This is a genomic window from Streptomyces sp. NPDC058751 (assembly GCF_042746485.1).
Lineage (GTDB): Bacteria > Actinomycetota > Actinomycetes > Streptomycetales > Streptomycetaceae > Streptomyces.
Genome location: NZ_JBHYPZ010000061.1, coordinates 1 through 13,239, shown reverse-complemented (window position 1 = coordinate 13,239; position 13,239 = coordinate 1). Strand labels below are relative to the sequence as shown.

Genomic DNA, 13,239 nt, shown 5'->3' with positions numbered 1-13,239 from the left:
ACTTGGACCGGCACCCAGACCTGTTGCCGGACGCCGATACCGGCACGAGGGAGAAATCGACGCCAAGGCAGGGGAGTCAGCGAAGGACCGCTGACTCCCCACCCGCTCGTGGCCCTATGCCTCATACACGGCCTTGAGCCGGCCGGAGGCATGGGAAGTCAGCTCGAGTGGGCACCCCGACGGACTCGGTAGAGCCGGCATGAGACCGGGTTGCCGTCCTCGGGCGCGTCGAGGACGTCGATCCTGTCCACCAGGAATCCGTGTTCGACGAGAAGGTCCTCCCACAGCGTTGGATCGAGTAGATCACGTCGTAGGGCTCGGCGTCTTTCAGGTACTCGACTGCGTCGGCATGGATCAGGCGGAGTCCGGGCACGTCGGCATGGCGAGCGCCGGCGCGTTCGTGCTGGGTGACGGAGCTTTCCACGGCGTGGACCACGGCGCCGATGTCGAGGACCCTCTTGCCGGACAGGTCCCCCAGGACCTCGGCGCCGGGACCGTTCGGCCAGAAGCCCCAGTCGATGCGGTCGGCGTCGGGGATCTCGGTGCCGCGGTCGATGTGGTGCCTGCCGTACGCGGTCCAGGCTGCCAGGTTCTGTTCGTTGCTCACGGTGGTCTTCTCCGATCGAAAGGGACTACGGGCGCAGGGCGAAGCAGGCCGGCCGGTCGAGGCCGAGGGCGGTCACGGTGGACCAACGGGAGGTGAGGAGTGCGACTGTGCCTGGGGCTCGGCCCGCGACGGCGCAGTGACGACGTCCGGGCGCGAGGCGGGATCGGGGGGATGCCGTCATGGCGCACCGCCACTTGCCGGAACGGTGATGTTCCCGTACAGCCGCCCGGCCAGGAAGCCGGCCAGGACCTCCCGGGTGCAGGGGTGGCAGTCCGTGGGCGGATTGCCGGGATCGATCCACAGGACGGACCGGTGCTTGTCCGGTTCGGCGTTGCGCGGTTCGCCCTGCCACCGCTGGGCGGTGAACACCACACCGATCACCCGCACCCCGTCAGGACCGCGATAGTGCAGCGTCTGGCAGATCTCCAAGTCCCGGACGGCCACACGAACGCCGGTCTCCTCGTGCAGCTCGCGCGCCGCGCCCTCGTCGAGGAACTCACCGTCCTCGAGTTTTCCGCCGATCACGGTGACCTGGTTCGCAGAGGTCGCAGACGTGTCGCCGTGCCGCACCGCCAGGATCCGTCCGTCGTCACGCTGGAGCAGGACCACGACGTTCGCCGGGCTCAAGTGCCGCTCGCTCACAAGGCATGCACCTCCAGCCGGGCCAGCGTGGCACGCCCGCGGGCGACGATCACATCGTCGCCCGCGGGGGCACCCCACGCGATGGCGCTCGCCGCGTCCAGCACGGACAGGCAGCGCAACGCCCCGTGCTCCTCGGCGGTGAGCGTGCGGCCGTACCCGTCGAGGAAAGCCTCTTGAAGGTCGGGACGGTGGAGCCAGGAGCCGCAGACGAGGGGGACGAGGTCGGCAACCACGGCATGGGGGCGGGCCCGTTCCAGATCCACCGCCCCGAACACGGGTGCTGCGGGGCCGGTGTCGAGCAGCCAGTTGCGTTCCTGGAAGTCGCCGTGGACGTATCCCGCAGGCGGCGATCCGAGCCGGCCGAGCACGGCGGCGTGCCACCGTACGGTCCGACGTCCTTCCGCAGTGATCAAGTCCCCGGCCCGGTCCAGGTGTTCTTCAGCGCCGGCGGCGGCGCGGGCTACCTCCGCGGCGGCATCGGCATGGTCCTGGGGCGACAGTTCGCCGGGGCCGCCGTGGAAGCGCCGCAGCCAGCGGCCGGCCTGCCGGTGCAGCATGCGCTGCGCGGCGGGAGCGGGGGAGAGCGCCTTCACCGTGCGACCGGGTACCGGGGAGAGCAGCAGGGCCCGCTGGAGGGGGTCGGCCGCCAGCAGCAGGGGTGCCGTACCCGGCTCCATGCCCGGTGCTGCTTCCCGCAGGGCGCGGGTGGCACGGGCAAAGGACGTCGGGCTCGAGGCGACCTTCGCGAAGACGGTCCCGATGGCACAACTCAGCCGCCACACGAGGGAGGTGTCGCGGTCGTGGGAGACGTCACGGACCAGATGAACCGGACCGACGACGTTGCGGGCCCACCTCAGCAGGGCGGGTGGAATCGGCTTTTCGACACTCATGCCCCCCACCTCGGTTCCGGGTGTGAGGGATCCGCGGCGAACGCGGTTGCGGCGTCAACACCGTGCACGATCCGGACCCGAGGGGACGGGGAGAGCCGGACTCGCCGTTCGAAAGCGGGAGGGACGAAGACGAGGGCGGGGACGGGATTCATGTGTTCCTCCTGGGAAGACGAGCGGCTTGGTGACATCACAACTCGGCTGCTGGAAAGGCCGTCACGGGCAAGAGCAGGCGAAATGTCGTTCAAAAGTTCGAAGGTGCGGGACGCCCCTTGCGGGGACTGGGTGATGCGGGCGTGACGCGCTGTTCGATCACTCGCCCAGGGGGTCGTCACCCGGTCGAGCGATTGCTCCGGGCGCCCCGCGTCTTGGACCAGCCCGTGCCTCGTCCAGTGCTTCGGCATCCTGGCTGCCGAAGCAGTCGAAGAGCCTTGCGCGGCGCACGGTTGATCTCCGGGTCGCGGTCGTTGCGCGGACGAACTCCTCATCCCGGGGCGCGAGACGGGGCCGGGCTTTCTCCGGATGCCGCTCCAGCTTTCCCGGCGGCAGCGTGCCGTTGGCCGGCCGGGGCAGGGCGCTGGAGGACCACGGACTGAAGCAGGTCCCGCTCCGCGCGCCCGCCGCGGACTCCACCGCTGCCCGGGAGCGGCTTCGTCCCGTCCCGGACGACCACGCCGTCGGCGAGTTCACGGCGCACGAGTAGTTCCTCACGGATCACCACCCAAGCTCCGGACCGTCGGTGGTGAGATGACTTCATGCGACCTGAGCACTGCGTGACCAGGAACCACATCGAGGTGTGGCATGGACGTGTGCTGCCGTCGGGGCCGGAACGGATCGGGTTCCGGACGGTTCTGCGCGGCTCGCTCCTGCCGATCCTGGTGTGGACCGGCGCCGCGTGCTTCGCGTACTTCGTCTGCGACCCGCTCGTGGCGGTGGTCCTCGGTGGGCTCTTCGCGTTGTCGTTCATCGTGGGGTTCGGGCTCCGTCGCAGGGCAAGGCACTCGGTTCGCTGCAGCGTCTACGGTGCGCTGGGCGGAGTGCTGGACAAGTCCATGGCCGGGCTCTGAACGTTGCGGCGGAGGCGGGAGCGGTGATCAACGCGATCGTCCGGAAGCACCGGACGGGAGCTCCGTGGGCGGATCGGCCCACGGAGCTCGGCTCGTGGAAGGGCGCCTGCGACAGGCGCCGAAGGTTGCCGAGCGGAGCACGGCCGGATTCCCTCCGCCTGCGGCCGCGACCGGTTTCATGCCGGCAGTGGACTCATGGGTCAGAGAGTCGGCCGGCGGGATCGGGCCGCCTCGATGTCCGGGACATGCTCTTCGGCCCAGAGCCGTACGGCGCGGAGCGGGATGAGCAGAGAGCGGCCCAGGGGCGTCAGGGCGTACTCGACGCGGGGCGGGTTCTCGTCGTACGCGTGGCGGCTGACCAGACCGTCGGCTTCCAGGGAGCGCAGGGTCTCGGTCAGGACCTTCGGGGTGACGCCCCGGATGTGCGCCTTCAGTTCGCTGAAGCGGCGAGGTCCGTCGTCGAGTGCGTTGACGACGAACACGGTCCAGCGGGCGCCGATACGGTGCAGCACCGTGCGGCTCGGGCAGGTCGCCGCCATCACGTCGTACGCCTTGCCCATCGCTGCTCCCAGTTCCGTTGAAGATACCGGTATCAAATCCATACCGTGGTGCCCGATCCTACGGAAGGGAGTCGGGAGACATGGAACGGATCCTGGTCATCGGCGGTGCACGGGCGCTGGGCGCGGCCGTCGCGAGGCGTGCGGCGAAGGACGGGTACGAGGTTGTCGTCGGCGCCCGGGATCTGGCTGCGGCCGAAGCGCTGGCGGGTGAGATCGGCGCCACGGCGGTGCGGGTCGATCTGCAGGAGGAGTCGACGCTCGCGGCCGCGGCGGAGCGGCTGAAGGACGGAATCGACCACATCGTGACGACCGGTTCGGCACCGCACGATGTTCGCGCGACCGAGCTGGACCGCGACAGGCTGCTGGCCGCGTTCACGGCGAAGGCGGTCGGCCCGATGCTGGTGGCCAAGCACTTCGCGCCTCTCCTGCGTCCGGCCGGGTCGATGGTGCTGTTCTCCGGTGTCGTCGGCTGGCGCCCTGGGCCGGGATCACTCGTCAAGGGGGTCACGAACGGTGCGGTCGAGTACGTCGCGCGCCACCTGGCGGCGGATCTGGCGCCGGTACGGGTCAATGCCGTCTCGCCCGGTGTCGTGGACTCGGGTGCATGGGATCGCCTCGGTGAGAAGAAGACCGCTTTGCTGAGCAAGAGCGCGGACGGGACCTTCGTCAAACGCCACGGCGAGGCCGGCGACGTCGTCGACACGGTGATGTGGCTCCTGGGCGCGGGCTTCGTCTCCGGCGAGACGATCCACATCGAGGGCGGCGCCCGCCACAAGTCCGCCTGATCTGCAGTGGCGTCCGTCAACTCGTGCGAGGCAGCGTTCGCGAGCTCGAAATGTGACGCGGTGTGGGTGCTCAACGCCGTGTACGAGCACGAGCAGGGGCCGACCGAGGTGTCGTACGACGAGTACCACCAGGCGCGTCTTGCCGACGGGAGCATCCGGCCCCCCATCGTCGGAGGCATCGGCGTCGATGCAGTGAGCGTCACCACGGGAGGAGGTCTGGGCCGTGCCCGGCACCCCGGCCCTGGCTGGCGGCGGCTGCGCCGGACCGACCTTGCCCACCGGACCGGCGACCCGGTGGTGCCCGACGGGCTGGTGCCCTCCTACCGTTGCTTCCCCTCGGCCAAGAAGGAGGGCAGCCGGCCACTGGGCATGATCCCGCCGGCCGAAGGAAGCCTGGACCGTGAGACCTGGAATCGGCTGATCACCGTACTCGCCCGGTACAGCCCCGCAGGCCCGGACACCCGCTGCCTGGCCTACTACAGCCCGCTGACGCTCGGAGCCACCGACTTCGACGACCTCCACGTGCGCGCGGGCCGGCTCGGCGACGCCGAGATCCTGTACGACCAGTCCGAAGCAGACTTCAGCCCGTCCAATCTCTGGGCCGATGACCGCTCCTGGGTCCTGTGCACCGACTACGACCTGTGGGCCACCAAGGTCGCCGGTTCACCGGCCCTCGTCAACGCGTTGCTGAACGACTCCGAAATCGAGGCGGTTCGCCTGCCTTGGGCACACTGACGACGAGCCGCCTTGGCTCCCTCTCCGGAACGTGTTGCCGGATCGCTGCGGTGCGGCCGGCGGTGGTGGGAGCAGCAGCCCGCCGTGCGACGTCAGTGGTTCTCCCGGTCCGGTGCGAAGAAGCGGGCTCCACTGACGACGGTGTCCCCGGCCCTCGTTCAGGTACCGCTGCCAGCCCAACCTGTTCTGAGAGCTCTGCACAACGGAAGCGACCGCCCCGTCCAGCGCCGCCTTGACCTGGTCAGGGCTCATCCCGAACCGCAACGGCCCGACCCCCACCAACGGGTCGAGCACCCACCGTTCCCGCTGCTCCTCCGGCTTTCTGGTCCACCGACTCACCGGCACGCCGCTTGCGGTGCCTGGGCTCGCGCCGGGCCTGGGCTCGGGCGCATCCACAGGTGCGGTACTTGATGCCGGTGGTGCGGTTCTGCCCGTACCCGGCCCGGCCGCTCTGCCGGTGGGCCCTGGTGCTCAGAACCCGTCACCCCACCCAAAGGTGACCTTGTACGCGCGCTGTAGTGCGTGCCGACCGTGGTCCCCGTCCGCGTGGGCCCATGCGAGGGCCGCGGCGAACCAGAGCAGAAAGACTCCGCTGACGATGCCCAGAGCGACCGGCTTGCCGTACCAGCCGAGCAGGACCAGGGCGATGGTCACGACGGCCGCGCCGAGGTGGGCTCCCCGCAGGTCGAGCGACGCGGCCTTGCGTGCCTTTCTGCGTTCGGCCCGTTCCGCGGCGAAGCGTTCCTCGCGAACAGACTGCGGTTCGTTCTCGTCGAAGTTCATCTCGTCCCCCTGGCGCTGACGTTACATGGGCCCGGGGGGAAGAGCGGGGGCTGTGGACCTCGACAGGCCCTGCCGGGGCTCTCCGAGCAGTGATTCCTAATGCCGTTCGTCAAGCCGCGGCGCACGCTTGAGGTAGCGGGCAGGATGTGTCGGAGGTGCGCGGTACAGTCCGTTCATCCGACTGGGGAGGGCTCATGGCGACCAAGTGGAGCTTGACGATCGACTGCGCGTACCCGGCGAAACTGGCCGCGTTCTGGGCGCTGGCGTTGGGCTACGAGGAGAAGCCCGCGCCCGCAGGGTTCGGGAGCTGGGAGGAGTGGTTCTCGCATCATGAGGTTCCGGAGGACGAGTGGGATGACGGGGCGTACCTCTCAGATCCGGACGGCGTGGGCCCCACCTTGTCCTTCCTGAAGGTGCCGGAGCCAAAGGTGGCGAAGAACCGGCTGCATATCGACGTGCAAGTTGGTGGCGGCCGTGAAACCCCGTGGGAGGTGCGCTGGCCGCGCGTGGTCGAGGCGGTGGAGCGGTTGACCGCTGCGGGCGCGACCGTGGTCCGCGAGGACGAGTTGCAGGGCAGGCCGGATCACGTGGTGATGGCAGACCCGGAAGGTAACGAGTTTTGCCTGGTCTGACGGGGTCGGTCAGACCAACTGGCCGCGCGCAGCGTGTCGCGTCCCTGCCTATGCGGCAGCCCTTGCCGGCGGAGCCGGCTCGTAGCGCCGTCCGTCGCGCAGAAGGGCCCAGAGGACGTTGACGCGGCGGCGAGCGAGAGCCAGGACGACCTGGGTATGACGCTTACCCTCGGCACGTTTGCGATCGTAGAACCGCCGGGATTCCTCGCACGTTCGGATGCTGAACAAGGCGGAGGTGCAGAAGACGCGTTGGAGTCTGCGGTTGTATCGCTGGGGGCGCCGTAGATTGCCGCTGATCTTCCCGGAATCTCGTGGTGCTGGGGCGACGCCTCCGAAGCCGGCGAGGCGGTCGGGAGTGCCGAAGACGCTCATGTCGCCGCCGGTGGCGGCCAGGAACTCGGCACCGAGGATGATGCCCAGGCCGGGCATGCTGGTGATTACTTCGAAGTGGTGGTGCTCGTGAAACCGGGCCTCGATGAGCTTGTCGATCTCGGCGACTCGCTGGTTGAGGCCCATCACCTCCGCCGCCAGCGTATGCACCATCCGGGCGGTCAGTCCCTCGCCCGGCAGGCTGGTGTGCTGGCGCTCGGCCGCTTCAAAGGCGACCTCGGCCAGCCGGTCGGCGCGGAGGACCTTGCGGTTGCGCAGCCACGTCTCCAGCCTCTTGCGGCCGATCCGGCGGAGGGCGGCCGGCGTTTGGTAGCCGGACAGCAAGACGAGCGGGCCGACGTTGGTGACGTCGAGCGTACGCTCCAGACCGGGGAAGATGCCGGTGAGTTGAGCACGGAGCCGGTTGACGGTGCGGGTGCGGTCGGCGACCAGGTCCATGCGACGGCCGGTGAGAATCTTGAGGTCGGTGACCGTCTCGTCGCCAGCCCGTAAGGGGTGAAGGTCGCGGCGGATACGAGCCTGATCGGCGATGACGGCGGCGTCTTTGGCGTCAGTCTTGCCTTCGCCGCGGTAGCCCTCGGAGGCCCGGTGGATGGCCCGGCCGGAGAGGTAAAGCACCGGCTGGCCGTGATTGAGGAGGAGCGTGATGGCGAGGGCGGCTCCGCCGTCGGCCAGATCGATGCCCCAGGTCACCGTCTCGCCCAGGGCCAGGACGTCGGCGAGGAGTTGGAGAAGTTCGGGTTCGTCGTTGGCGACGCGCCGGGACAGCAGCCGACGGCCGCTCTCGTCGATCGCGACGCAGTGGTGATGGGCCTTGCCTGCGTCGATGCCGGCCCAGATCCTGGCCATGGTGCCTCCGTGCGGTGGGGTGTGCTGGTGCCTCCCGACGGACGACCTCGCTGTCGATTCCCTACGGAGCGATCATTCGCAATTCCTAATTGGCAGCCGAGTCGTCGTGGGGCATCGGGCGGCCAATCGATGGAAGCCACAGACGGCAGAACCTTGAAAGCCACACCCGACGCCCCTGGGTGGGCCAACCATACGAAGGGCTCGCCCGGTCCCGCAGAACAACGTAGGGAGCGTTTTCAGCGCTGCCTCTCCAGGGTGAGGACGGCTTTGGTGATGACGGTCATGCGGTTGGGGCTGATCCGGGATCTACGGAAGATCTGCCAGGACTTCAGCCGTGCCATGCCGCGTTCGGCCGGCGCTCTCGCCGCGGCCAGGGCCCGGTTGACGGTGCGCTGGGTCAGGGTGGGTTCACCGCCCGGTGGCCGTTTGAGTCCGGTGGTGATCCAGGGGCCGGCGCCTTGGTAGGCGCGGTCGGCGAGGATCGGGACGCCCTGGCGTTCGCAGATCCGGATGATGCGGTGGGTGCGGGCTGCGGTCAGGTCGTGGGTGCGGCCCGGCAGGGCGGGCGAGATCCACAGGACCTCACCGGCGGGGTCGGTGACGACCTGGACGTTCACGCCGTGCCGGCGGTGCTTGGCCGAGTAGTCGGCTCGGCTGTCGCCGACGCGGTCGCACTCGGCGAGCGTCCCGTCCAGCAGGACGAACTCCGGATCAAGCTCGCGCAGCGTCTTGAGCAGGCCCGGGGCCCGTTCGGCGAGCAGGGCGGTCACGGCGGTGACATACGCGTGGGCGGTGCCGACGGATATCCCGAAGCCGGATGCGAGCCGGGTAAGGGTGTCGTGGTGGCGTAGGTCCACCAGAGCGACGAGCGCCCGCTGGTGCGGCGGGAGTTTGCACCGTCGGTCACCCTCACGGGTGACGATGAGCATCGTGACCCACTCGACGAGGGCATGCGGGAGGTCGAGTGCGGCAGGATAGGGAACCAACAGGGTTCCTGTGCCGATGGGTCGAGACTTCGAACACCTCCCCCAACGGCACGGGGGCTTTGTGCGTTGCGGCCCTCACCTCGTCCTCACCGGCGTCACCCGATCAGTGACCACACTGAAAACGCTCAGTGTTCCCCGTCAGCGGACGACGTCGAAGACGTTCTTCTGCAGGCCGTTGGCGTACGCCTCGTGCTCGACCAGCTTCAGTTTCTGGGTGTCCTTGTCCGTGGCGCTGAACAGACGCTTGCCCGCGCCGAGCAGGAGCGGGAAGACGAGCAGGTGGTAACGGTCGATCAGACCGGCGTCCGAAAGGCCCTGGTTCAGGGTGGCGCTGCCGTGGACGATGATCGGGCCGCCCTCGGTCTCCTTCAACGCGGCGACCTCGTCGAGCGAGCGCAGGATCGTGGTCTCGCCCCAGTTCGAGACGAGGTCGTCGTCGGTGAGGGTGGTGGAGACGACGTACTTCGGCATCACCTTGTAGTCGGGGAAGTCCTCCATGTCCGGCCACAGCGGGCTGAACGCCTCGTAGCTGACCCGGCCCATCAGCATCGCGGCGGCTTCCTTCTGCTCCCGGCCCTTGATCTCGAACGCCTCGGGGACGAACTCGACGTCCTTGTAGGTCCACCCCGAGTTCCGGTAACCGGGCTCGCCGCCCGGGGAGTCCACGACGCCGTCGAGCGAGATGAAGGCGGTGCTGATCAGAGTGCGCATCCAGGATTCCTCGGTGTCTCGTGTCGGGTTCTGGCCAGGCTCGTTCGGTGCACGCTTCGGCCATGTTCGCAGCTTCCGCGCACCGACCGTGACCTTTGACTGCCGATCACGAAGAAATTCATCGGTCGCTCGCCCCTCCCGGCGGATCATGTGGCTGCCGGGGTGACGGAGCCGGACTCTCGCGAGGCGTTCGGGCTCAGACGTCATCGAACGGTTCGTCACTCCACCTGAACCAAGCACGACCGTCACTGACGTGCAGGAGGAACTCCGCGACCGGACCTGACGGGGCCACCAGCGACAAGGTGTCCGAGATCCGGTCGTAGGAATCGTCGAACCGTTCGTACTCCTCCGCCTCCAGCAGAGCCAGCGACTCGTCGAACCACGGCCTCACCTCTTCGAACGTCGGCGTCGGAACGAAGCGACCGTTCAGCCAGGGAAAGTCGGCCTCGTCGATCACGATCTCGCCGAGCAGGTCCTCCTGCCGCACCAGCCGCCAGACTTCGCCCTCGAAACCCATCCCGTCAGCTCTCCATCCGCGTCCCGGTGCCGCCGGGCAGCCTCTCACGCGACAAGTGACCCTCCGCGTCCATGTGATGTCTCATCGTCACAGAACTGTCATGACGGGCACGCCCGCCGGGTGGGTGTGCCAGCGTGACGGCTGATCATGTTTCTGGACTTCGGGGAGACCCTGTGCACCACCGTACGTTCCCGGCCGCTCTCGCGCTGGCCGCGCTCGCGTTCGTCACCGGCTGCTCCGGCGGTGACACGGGAGACCCCTCCGGCGCGGGCGGGCGGCAGGTGCCGGGCGTCTCGGCCGACCGGGACCGGACGGGTCGGGGGTACGCCGACCCCGTCGACCGGTGCGCCGCCGCGATCCTCGCGAATCCGTACGGCAGCGTGCCCGGTGAGTGCGAGGGCCTGTCACCCGACCAGTGGGACCAGGTGACAGAGGTCCTGGAGATCGACGAGGAGCTCAGCAGGAAGGGACGGGAGGCCGCCCTCGAGCTGCTCGACTGATCCGGGCCGCAGCCGACGCGGCCCGTCCTCGGCGACGGTGCCGGTGGGCCGCCCGGCGGCTCCGGTCGGGAGAGCGAGAATCCGTACGCAAGAAATCGACTTTGGCTTGCAGAATCTGTACTTCGGAAGGGAAAGACGTGCTCGACATCTTGTACGGGTGACCGTCGCACCCTAATGTCCCGGTACGCAGCGGCACGGTCCGTCCCTCCGCGCCACCGCGCACCGAGCGGCCCTCGGTGTCCTCCGTTCCGAGAGAAACGAGAACCCGATGGCGCGCTACACCATTCGCGCGGTTGCGGAGCGGGTCCGCAGCCGAGCACGGAGGCCGGCCCGGACGGCCGCGGCGGTGACCGCCGTCGCCGCCGGACTCGTGCTCGCGCTCGGCGCTCCGGCCCCGGCGGCCTCCGGGCACGGCGGCGGTGGAGGCGCCCCCGTGGTGACCCGGGCCGCGCTCGATCCCGCCCTCGTCGCGGGGCGCGGCGCCACGGTGGACTTCGCCGAGCAGGAAGCGGAGAACGCGTCGACGGACGGCACCGTCATCGGTCCCGACCGCACCGCCTACACCCTGCCCTCCGAGGCATCCGGCCGCGCGGCGGTACGTCTGAAGCCGGGCCAGTACGTCGAGTTCACGCTGCCGCGCGCCGCCAACGCGCTCACCGTGCGCTACAGCATCCCCGACGCCCCCGGGGGCGGTGGCATCACCGCGCCCCTCGACGTCTCCGTCGACGGACGGCACCGCGCCACGATGACCCTGACCTCGCGCTACTCGTGGCTGTACAACCAGTACCCGTTCAGCAACGACCCCCGCGGCGACCTGCTGCACCCCGACTGGTGGATCACCGAATGCGGTTGCGTCCCCGCCGCCACCACCCCGGTGCCCACCGTCGACAAGCCGTTCAGGCCCAGCCACTTCTACGACGAGCAGCGGCTGCTGCTCGGCAGGCGGTACGAGGCCGGCGACACCGTCCGCCTCACCGCGCCCAGGGGAAGTGCCGCGGCCTGGACCGTGATCGACCTGCTCGACGCCCAACTCGTCGGCGCCCCGCACGTCGAGAAGCGTGCCGTCGACGTCCTGGCCTTCGGGGCCGATCCCACCGGCCGGCACGACGCGGCCGACGCCTTCGACCGGGCCATCGCCCACGCCAAGAAGCGGCACCTCAAGGTGTACCTGCCGCCGGGCACCTACCAGGTGAACCGTCACGTCCTCGTGGACGACGTGACGATCGTCGGCGCCGGCAGCTGGTACACGATCGTCAAGGGCCACCAGGTCACCCTCGACACCCCCGCGCCCGACGGCTCGGTCCACACCGGTGTCGGTTTCTACGGCAAGGACGCGGCGGACGGCGGCAGTCACGACGTCCATCTGTCGGGCTTCACGGTCGAGGGCGACGTCCGCGAACGCGTCGACACCGACCAGGTCAACGCCGTCGGCGGCGCGCTCGGCGACTCGACGATCGACGGCCTCTACCTGCACCACACCAAGGTCGGCATGTGGTTCGACGGCCCGATGGCCCGGCTGCGGGTCACCCGCACCGTGATCGCCGACCAGATCGCCGACGGCATCAACTTCCATACCGGCGTGACCGATTCGAGCGTATCGGACACCTTCGTGCGCAACACCGGCGACGACGGCCTGGCCATGTGGTCCGAGAAGACCGCCGACGCGCGCAACGTCTTCGCCCACAACACCGTGCAGTCCCCGGTCCTCGCCAACGGCATCGCCCTGTACGGCGGCACCGACAACGCGGTCACCGGGAACCTCGTCGCCGACCCCGTCCGCGAGGGCAGCGCCATCCAGGTCGGCTCCCGGTTCGGGGCCGAACCGTTCGGCGGGCACCTGCGGATCACGGACAACACCACGGTCCGCTCAGGGCCGTTCGAGCTCAACTGGAAGATCGGCCTCGGAGCCATCTGGTTCTACGCCCTGGAGCGGGACATCGACGCCGACATCGAGGTCACCGGCGACCACTTCCTCGACAACACCTACAACGCGGTCATGTTCGTCTCCGACTTCCCCGTGAAGGACAAGTACGCGATCCGGGGCGTCCGTTTCAAGGACATCCGCGTGGACGGCACCGGAACCTCCGTGCTCAGCGCCCGCTCCGCGGGTTCGGCGTCCTTCGAGAACGTGGACGCCCGCGACGTCGGCGCGGTCGGGATCAACAACTGCGGGTCCTTCAACTTCCCCGCGTCCGGATCCGAGTTCGCGGTGAACGACCTCGGCGGCAACGACGGCGGCGGCACGACCGGCCCCTGGCTGGCGTCCTGGGAGCTGCCGAACACCATCACCTGCGACGACCGGCCGCCGGTGGTCCCGCCACCGGCTCCGGCGCCCTGGTGAGGAGCACCCGCCCCTCTGCCGGGCTTCACCGTCGAGGGTGAAGCCCGCGAAGGCGTCGACACCGACCGGGTCGACGCCTTCGCGGCGCGCGTGCCGGACACGGCACTGCGGGACGCGGCGCGCCGAAGGCCCCCGCCCGGGGCGCGACCCCCCGGGGCCGGCCCGAGGTGGTACCAATGCCCCGCCCGGGTGCCGCCCGCGGGTGTATGAGCGGGGGAGCGGCCATGCGGTCGCTTACGGGGGCGCC

At 69.4% G+C, this 13,239-nt stretch carries 16 protein-coding genes; 7 read left to right on the top strand and 9 right to left on the bottom strand.

Features of this window, described 5'->3' with window-relative positions:
• Window positions 1-121 precede the first annotated feature (121 nt).
• From ACFW6B_RS37455 to ACFW6B_RS37445, 3 genes are all read right to left on the bottom strand, one after another.
• On the bottom strand, window positions 122-607 hold the full coding sequence (locus ACFW6B_RS37455) for a hypothetical protein (RefSeq protein ID WP_386603658.1): 486 nt from the start codon (window positions 605-607) through the stop codon (window positions 122-124).
• Window positions 608-784: 177 nt separating this feature from the next.
• The gene (locus tag ACFW6B_RS37450; RefSeq protein WP_386603656.1) at window positions 785-1,249 is read right to left on the bottom strand and encodes an NUDIX domain-containing protein; all 465 of its coding nucleotides are present in this window, start codon (window positions 1,247-1,249) and stop codon (window positions 785-787) included.
• Window positions 1,246-2,139: an aminoglycoside phosphotransferase family protein gene (locus tag ACFW6B_RS37445; protein ID WP_386603654.1), complete on the bottom strand. Its 894-nt coding sequence runs from the start codon at window positions 2,137-2,139 to the stop codon at window positions 1,246-1,248. The genes ACFW6B_RS37450 and ACFW6B_RS37445 overlap by 4 nt, the downstream gene beginning before the upstream one ends.
• Before the next feature lie 547 nt (window positions 2,140-2,686).
• On the opposite strand from ACFW6B_RS37445, the gene ACFW6B_RS37440 reads away from it, so the two are divergent.
• Both ACFW6B_RS37440 and ACFW6B_RS37435 read left to right on the top strand, forming a co-directional pair.
• Entirely contained in the window at window positions 2,687-2,839 is a 153-nt protein-coding gene (locus ACFW6B_RS37440; RefSeq protein ID WP_386603652.1) for a hypothetical protein, read from the top strand.
• A gap of 52 nt (window positions 2,840-2,891) precedes the next feature.
• Entirely contained in the window at window positions 2,892-3,203 is a 312-nt protein-coding gene (locus tag ACFW6B_RS37435) for a hypothetical protein (RefSeq protein ID WP_386603650.1), read from the top strand.
• A 200-nt stretch (window positions 3,204-3,403) separates the two neighbouring features.
• Here ACFW6B_RS37435 and ACFW6B_RS37430 read toward each other — a convergent pair whose 3' ends face one another.
• Entirely contained in the window at window positions 3,404-3,763 is a 360-nt protein-coding gene (locus ACFW6B_RS37430; RefSeq protein WP_386603649.1) for a winged helix-turn-helix transcriptional regulator, read from the bottom strand.
• Between the two features lie 80 nt (window positions 3,764-3,843).
• Here ACFW6B_RS37430 and ACFW6B_RS37425 point away from each other — a divergent pair, with 80 nt between their 5' ends.
• Together ACFW6B_RS37425 and ACFW6B_RS37420 are read left to right on the top strand one after the other, a co-directional pair.
• Window positions 3,844-4,548: an SDR family oxidoreductase gene (locus ACFW6B_RS37425; protein ID WP_386603646.1), complete on the top strand. Its 705-nt coding sequence runs from the start codon at window positions 3,844-3,846 to the stop codon at window positions 4,546-4,548.
• A 66-nt stretch (window positions 4,549-4,614) separates the two neighbouring features.
• Complete coding sequence (locus ACFW6B_RS37420) at window positions 4,615-5,283, top strand: hypothetical protein (protein ID WP_386603645.1); 669 nt, start codon at window positions 4,615-4,617, stop codon at window positions 5,281-5,283.
• 471 nt (window positions 5,284-5,754) lie between these two features.
• On the opposite strand, the gene ACFW6B_RS37415 is transcribed toward ACFW6B_RS37420, so the two are convergent.
• The gene (locus ACFW6B_RS37415) at window positions 5,755-6,066 is read right to left on the bottom strand and encodes a hypothetical protein (protein WP_386603643.1); all 312 of its coding nucleotides are present in this window, start codon (window positions 6,064-6,066) and stop codon (window positions 5,755-5,757) included.
• A 194-nt stretch (window positions 6,067-6,260) separates the two neighbouring features.
• Here ACFW6B_RS37415 and ACFW6B_RS37410 point away from each other — a divergent pair, with 194 nt between their 5' ends.
• On the top strand, window positions 6,261-6,698 hold the full coding sequence (locus ACFW6B_RS37410) for a VOC family protein (protein WP_266309316.1): 438 nt from the start codon (window positions 6,261-6,263) through the stop codon (window positions 6,696-6,698).
• A 48-nt stretch (window positions 6,699-6,746) separates the two neighbouring features.
• On the opposite strand, the gene ACFW6B_RS37405 is transcribed toward ACFW6B_RS37410, so the two are convergent.
• The 4 genes from ACFW6B_RS37405 to ACFW6B_RS37390 form a co-directional block, all read right to left on the bottom strand.
• Window positions 6,747-7,937, bottom strand: coding sequence for an IS110 family transposase (locus ACFW6B_RS37405; protein WP_386603641.1), 1,191 nt, complete (start codon window positions 7,935-7,937; stop codon window positions 6,747-6,749).
• Window positions 7,938-8,173: 236 nt separating this feature from the next.
• Window positions 8,174-8,923 (bottom strand): transposase family protein, encoded by a 750-nt coding sequence (locus tag ACFW6B_RS37400; RefSeq protein ID WP_386603639.1) that lies wholly within the window; start codon window positions 8,921-8,923, stop codon window positions 8,174-8,176.
• A 138-nt stretch (window positions 8,924-9,061) separates the two neighbouring features.
• A complete protein-coding gene (locus ACFW6B_RS37395; RefSeq protein ID WP_386603636.1) occupies window positions 9,062-9,634 on the bottom strand; it encodes a dihydrofolate reductase family protein in 573 nt (190 codons plus the stop codon).
• Between the two features lie 196 nt (window positions 9,635-9,830).
• Entirely contained in the window at window positions 9,831-10,151 is a 321-nt protein-coding gene (locus tag ACFW6B_RS37390) for a hypothetical protein (RefSeq protein WP_386603634.1), read from the bottom strand.
• Window positions 10,152-10,324: 173 nt separating this feature from the next.
• Here ACFW6B_RS37390 and ACFW6B_RS37385 point away from each other — a divergent pair, with 173 nt between their 5' ends.
• Both ACFW6B_RS37385 and ACFW6B_RS37380 read left to right on the top strand, forming a co-directional pair.
• Window positions 10,325-10,651, top strand: coding sequence for a hypothetical protein (locus tag ACFW6B_RS37385; RefSeq protein ID WP_386603632.1), 327 nt, complete (start codon window positions 10,325-10,327; stop codon window positions 10,649-10,651).
• A gap of 268 nt (window positions 10,652-10,919) precedes the next feature.
• Window positions 10,920-12,992: a glycosyl hydrolase family 28-related protein gene (locus ACFW6B_RS37380; RefSeq protein WP_386603630.1), complete on the top strand. Its 2,073-nt coding sequence runs from the start codon at window positions 10,920-10,922 to the stop codon at window positions 12,990-12,992.
• Window positions 12,993-13,239 lie beyond the last annotated feature (247 nt).

What these genes read in the sequence shown, in the direction of transcription:
- ACFW6B_RS37445 (WP_386603654.1), bottom strand. Translation starts at nt 2,139, where the DNA reads ATGAGTGTCGAAAAGCCGATTCCACCCGCCCTGCTGAGGTGGGCCCGC.
- ACFW6B_RS37435 (WP_386603650.1), top strand. Translation starts at nt 2,892, where the DNA reads ATGCGACCTGAGCACTGCGTGACCAGGAACCACATCGAGGTGTGGCAT.
- ACFW6B_RS37430 (WP_386603649.1), bottom strand. Translation starts at nt 3,763, where the DNA reads ATGGGCAAGGCGTACGACGTGATGGCGGCGACCTGCCCGAGCCGCACG.
- ACFW6B_RS37425 (WP_386603646.1), top strand. Translation starts at nt 3,844, where the DNA reads ATGGAACGGATCCTGGTCATCGGCGGTGCACGGGCGCTGGGCGCGGCC.
- ACFW6B_RS37415 (WP_386603643.1), bottom strand. Translation starts at nt 6,066, where the DNA reads ATGAACTTCGACGAGAACGAACCGCAGTCTGTTCGCGAGGAACGCTTC.
- ACFW6B_RS37410 (WP_266309316.1), top strand. Translation starts at nt 6,261, where the DNA reads ATGGCGACCAAGTGGAGCTTGACGATCGACTGCGCGTACCCGGCGAAA.
- ACFW6B_RS37405 (WP_386603641.1), bottom strand. Translation starts at nt 7,937, where the DNA reads ATGGCCAGGATCTGGGCCGGCATCGACGCAGGCAAGGCCCATCACCAC.
- ACFW6B_RS37395 (WP_386603636.1), bottom strand. Translation starts at nt 9,634, where the DNA reads ATGCGCACTCTGATCAGCACCGCCTTCATCTCGCTCGACGGCGTCGTG.
- ACFW6B_RS37390 (WP_386603634.1), bottom strand. Translation starts at nt 10,151, where the DNA reads ATGGGTTTCGAGGGCGAAGTCTGGCGGCTGGTGCGGCAGGAGGACCTG.
- ACFW6B_RS37380 (WP_386603630.1), top strand. Translation starts at nt 10,920, where the DNA reads ATGGCGCGCTACACCATTCGCGCGGTTGCGGAGCGGGTCCGCAGCCGA.